The sequence below is a fragment of the Fulvivirga lutimaris genome, assembly GCF_009711525.1.
GTDB lineage: Bacteria > Bacteroidota > Bacteroidia > Cytophagales > Cyclobacteriaceae > Fulvivirga > Fulvivirga lutimaris.
The window spans coordinates 1-5,380 of sequence record NZ_SMLV01000206.1 but is presented as its reverse complement, the minus strand read 5'-3'; the positions used below and the strand labels follow the sequence as shown (position 1 = coordinate 5,380).

Sequence of the window (5,380 nt, the reverse complement as noted above, 5' to 3'; positions counted from 1 at the left end):
ATAAAATATTCAAAAAGAATAATCCTAATTGCAACTTCCTGATTTTTAACTACTTATATTTTTTATATACGTTGTTGGTCGCTGCCTAATGAGCTATCCGATAATTTTACTTATTAAAATTATTATAGGTATACCGTTCAGAACTGCGTGAGAAATAAAGAAAATTGTATTGTTCTGAGTTCGTTGAACTATGTATGACATGAAAAGGGCACCGGGAAGAACCAAAAGGGCATTGTATGGTGCAAATAAATGAAACATGGTCCATAATAAACCATGAACGATCCAAGTATATTTACCATGAGTTAGTTCCTGCTTAGGAAACAAATATCCCCTCCATAAAAACTCTTCTCCACAAACATTAAAAAAGTAATAGAATAAATGAAGAAGTAGTAGCCACCAGTTTCCCTTAATAACATAACCAACAAAAGTTTCTCCATCACCCATGATTTCATTAAGGATTTCAGGAGGAGGAAACGCGTCATGGACCGACTTTACAAAGGAATGTGCAAATTGAAAAACGGCTAGATATAATCCAATGTCAACCAATACGAAAAGTATTGTCCACAGCCACATTCTACCTTTGATTGTTTTAAACCTAAACCGAGTTTTGAATTCTCTCCAGGTCCATTTATTCCCCTCATGCTTATAACCAATCAAGGCTCCTACAAAGAAGAGCAAATGAGGGAAAGCAGTAATTGTAAAAAGAAGTGCCTTATTAACTCCATAATTATCTAAAAAAGGAAGGACAACTCTTTCAATAAGAAGAAATAATAAACCTGCGAGTCCGAAGATTAATAAGGAGTAGTGTAGCTTTATTGGTTTCATTTATCTAAGTATATATAATGACTCAAACTTATCGGTTGCTATCAACAACAAAATAGCAGTCATGACTGCTATTTTGCTAATGTTTTCTTTGAATTTCACATTAGGCCATTTCTAAACCATATTCATCAATTTCGAAATAGCCTTTGTTCTCCATTATTCCTGCTTATTGTTTTTAAAAGACTTATCAGGATATGCCGGAGGTTGTGGTACATCTCTAGGGTCTTTCTCAATTAACTCTTGGAGATGTTTGATGGCAGCATCCAGCTGTGCATCATTTCCCTGAAAGGTTGCATGTGGCAAGTTGTCTATCTCTATATCTGGTTCGAAGCCACGGCCTTCAATAAGCCACTCTCCATCCCCATAAACGCCAAACATTGGTGCCCTGGCAATACCATTGTCACTTAGCCTGTTGGCACCGCTGAGCCATATCTCACCGCCCCAGGTTCTGGTTCCGATAGATGTACCCAACCCTAATTTTTTGAATCCATCTGCAAAAGCTTCACCATCAGAGTAGGTGTTTTCATTAACAAGAATAACAATGTGCCCCCTAAATGCATAAGGCATATTCCAATAAGGCTCACCTGACCTGCCTTTCCAATACATCCACGCCTTTCTTAATAGCTTTTCGAGAATGAAACTGTCAATATTTCCACCGAAATTGTATCTAACATCTATAATAAGACCTTTCCTGTTAAAGACAGGATAAAATTCTCTGTAGAACTGGCTAATGTCATTGCCGCCCATCGCTCTAAGATGGAGGTAGCCAATATCATCTTTTGACTGCTTATCTACATATTTACGATTGCCATATTCCCAATCTCTATATCTAAGATTATAAGTGCTGCCCACAGGCACTACTATAATATCGTGCGTCTTACTTTCTCGCTTTATGGTTAACCTTACTTGCTTACCAATCTGATTACGGATAAGCTCACCGATATCCACCGCGGATAGGGCGCTCAATCCATTGACGCTTGTAACGATATCACCTTCACGCACATCCAAATATGGGTCATCAAGTGGTGATTTTTCGTCAGGATAATCAGGGTCTGCCTTGTAGATATAATCTATCCTGAATCCTCCTTGGGCTTCATCCCTCATAAAAATTCCGCCTAAGTTGGCGACAGGTATTTGCTTTTCGTCACTTCTAACATCACCGCCACGCACGCTCGTATGAAGAGCAGACAATTCACCTACAAATCTTCCTATAAGATCAGACAATTCATTTCTGGTTGTAATTCGATCTGTAAGGGTAAAATACTTGTCATGCATAGCACGCCAATCTACGCCATGCATGTTTTTGTCATAGAAGTAATCCCTTTCCATTCGCCAGGCATCAGTGAAAATCTGTTTCCAGTCCTCTCTTGGCTTAATAGGAAATTTCCAATTGCCTAGATCGATCTTATCATTATTGATATTACCGATTTCACTAGTACCTGCACTACTCATATAAAATGAGCCATTTTTACTTATCAGGAGCTTTTTGCCATCAGCAGTAAGGTCGAAGCCTCGAATATTATCAGTCATGGTTTTGATAGCCACATCTTCATTGTCAATTTTTATAAAGCTCAAATGGCTTTTTGCTCCAACTCCTGTTTCTCTTGAGGTTACATAAAGCGCCTTATCATTTACAGCTAAACCATAGTAGTTGCCTGGCTTTACTGGCACTTCTTCAATTCTACTTTGTATGCCTGCCTGATCAATCCGTACAGTTAATCCTGTATCAGTTTTATCTTCTTTTTTCTTGTCATTCGAGGCAGGTTTTTCTTCTTCATCTCCTGAGTAGAGCTCATCGTTTGGCCTGAAAGGAGAACGTGTGCCTTTCTGTAGTGCAACATGATAGATCTTTTCGCTGGCATCAAAGTATGGCTCTGGTTGTCTCGTACCCCAGGGGCTACCCACCAAACTGGTAAAACTTCGATCTGAGATGAAATAAATAAACTTACCATCCGGACTCCAGCGTGGATTGAAGCTATTGGCACGATCGGTAGTTAAATCAAAAGATGTTTTGCTATCTATATTATAGATTTTGATCTGTGCCATGGTGTTTTTAGCGGCCTGCACAAACGCTAACCACTTGCTATCAGGAGACCACGAGAAGTCTTGTATTCCTTCTTGATTACTTGAAATTTTGGTGCTTACTCCACTCGCAATGTTCAATACATACATATTGCTTTCAAGATCATCATAAGCTATCCATTTTCCATCTGGCGAAGGGATGCCTTCATATCTTAATAAATCACCATCTGACGTTATTTTACGTTCGTTACCTAGTCCATTTGCTGGCATGCTTACGAATTCGAATTCGCCACTTTCATCAGATAGGGCTATAACCTGCTTGCCATCATTTGAAAAGGTAGCGTCACGATATCTTACATTTGACTTATGAGTAAATGAAACTATCCGTCCTGCTTTGGTTGGAACTACAAAGATTCTACCTCTTGCAGTGATTACAATTTTTTCTCCGGTCTTATCCGGATTAACTGAAGTGATGTACTGTGATGGGTTATCTTCCCATTTTTCTCGTAGCTGATCGAGGTCTGTAGCAAGTGTAATATTTATTTTACTTGAAGAGTCAGACGAAATATTATATTTCCATAAGTCAGCACCCATTTGATATACTATAACGCCATTGGATACATTAGCATAGCGCACGTCAAACTCGGTATGTTTGGTGTGCTGCTTAAGATCACCACCATTTTCATCCATTGACCAAATGTTCATCATTCCATCACGATCTGTGATGAAATATACTCTGGCACCAAACCACATAGGGTGATGGCTGCCACCCAGGTGGTCTTTTGTTAATTTTGTTGCCTCACTATCTCCTTCAGTAAACTTCCATATTTGCCTTGCCGTTCCGCCCTGATATCGCTTAGTTACATTACGATGATATGCGGGTCTGACAAAATAGAGGGTCTTGCCTGAAGCATCATAACCTGCTTCACTAGCCTGGTCCAAAGGAATGAAGCTTTTGCTTTTGGTCTTGATGTTAATTTTGACTAATTGATTATCAGGCTTTTTGTTATAAGCTCTTGTGGTATAGATTATTTCTCCTGCCGGTGTCCAGTTAGTAGAAAAAGAAGCATCACTTTCATAGGTCCAGCGTGTAGTAAGCCCTCCGCTGATAGGCATGGTGTATACTTCTGTAGGGCCTTCATAGTTGGCAGAGAATGAAATGGTTTGGCCATCGGGAGAGATGCTAGGATAGCTTTCCTCTTCCGGATGTGTGGTTAAGCGCTGGGCCAATCCGCCAGAAAGCGAGACTGTCCAAATATCTCCTTCTGCACAAAAGACAATCTTATCATTGTGAATATCAGGAAACTGATAGTATCCTTCGAATCCTTGAGCTTGCAAGGTGGCATTTAGAAACAGGAAGAATAGCGTGAGGCAGGTAAGTACAAGTGAAGTTTTGATTTTAAGCATGATGGATAATTCTTTAGTGAAATTCTTGGTATCATAAGTAACAGGAATTCCTGCTATTTCACTAATGTTTTTTCTTGAATTTCGCCCCTTTTGCTTCGTTAGCTATGCAATAGTTTTTGTGGCTTGTTGAGAGAAATAATATTGGAGGCTGTTATATATGATTCTGGTGGGATATGTTCTATTTAACAAAAACTTTAATATCACCAGCTGTTTCAAAGGATATAGAAGTTTAAGGCTAATGCTAAAACTCCAAAGAAGATTTTCATTTTCTCTTAATGTTAACGGTTTGGCTATACGCAGCATCCCGCAGGGTATTGCGTATAGGTGTTTGTGGCAGGAGTTGTGGTTTTATTGTCTTAGATTTTCTAAAGCCTGTGCGCTGACCCAGAAAACATCTACATTTTCGAAATCATCTGAACCTACATTTCTACTAAAGAAAAGGTATTTACCATCTGGCGTTATACTAGCAGAAGCTTCCCATGCATTAGTGTTTATTTTATCTCCCAAATTAACTGCATTACCCCAGGTGCCATCTTTTTGTTTAAAACTGATATAAATATCAGAGTCCCCAAAACCGTCTTCCCTTTCAGCATCAAATAATAAATACGATTCATCTGGAGCGATAAAAGGATGGCTTAAAAAAGTTCCTGTGTTTATTGCTTTGGGCAAAGCTATGGGTTCTTCATGTTTTCCATCTATCAAACGTGAATAGCGAATTGGAAAAGTTGAATCATTCTCTTTATAAGTGTCAAAATAATACGTGCCATTTGCAGATGCAGAAAGACGCATAATATACATAGAATCATTACTTACAATAGGAGGTTCAAGATCTTGTAATTCGGACCATCCAGATTCCGTTCTTTTTAGATATCTGTCACCTAAATGCATGGTTTCTCCGTCTGGAGCTATTACTGGTCGTCCTATCCATGGAGATGCGACTTCTGACTTTTCCCACATCCCATTAATTTCATTGTATTTGTATGCGTAAAATGCTGATTTTTTATTTTCTTCTCCTCTTCTAATAAAATAGAATGCCTTCATGTCTGGGGTAAATGCACTAGTATATTCATAAATTTCTGTAGACACAAGACCTGGAGCAAATGGTATAGGAGTTAATCCTGGTGGTTTT

General features: G+C 38.8%; 3 protein-coding genes. All 3 read right to left on the bottom strand.

Translation table 11 applies throughout. From position 1 onward, the window contains the following. Positions 1–93: 93 nt before the first annotated feature. The gene (locus E1140_RS02105; protein WP_155178542.1) at positions 94–825 is read right to left on the bottom strand and encodes a CPBP family intramembrane glutamic endopeptidase; all 732 of its coding nucleotides are present in this window, start codon (positions 823–825) and stop codon (positions 94–96) included. A gap of 153 nt (positions 826–978) precedes the next feature. Then, positions 979–4,251 (bottom strand): S41 family peptidase, encoded by a 3,273-nt coding sequence (locus E1140_RS02100; RefSeq protein WP_155178540.1) that lies wholly within the window; start codon positions 4,249–4,251, stop codon positions 979–981. 348 nt (positions 4,252–4,599) lie between these two features. Next, positions 4,600–5,380: TolB-like translocation protein (locus E1140_RS02095; protein ID WP_155178538.1), on the bottom strand; the 781-nt coding region annotated here is incomplete at its 5' end.

Excerpts from the sequence above, each read along its gene's own strand:
- E1140_RS02105 (WP_155178542.1), bottom strand. The coding sequence starts at position 825 with ATGAAACCAATAAAGCTACACTACTCCTTATTAATCTTCGGACTCGCA.
- E1140_RS02100 (WP_155178540.1), bottom strand. The coding sequence starts at position 4,251 with ATGCTTAAAATCAAAACTTCACTTGTACTTACCTGCCTCACGCTATTC.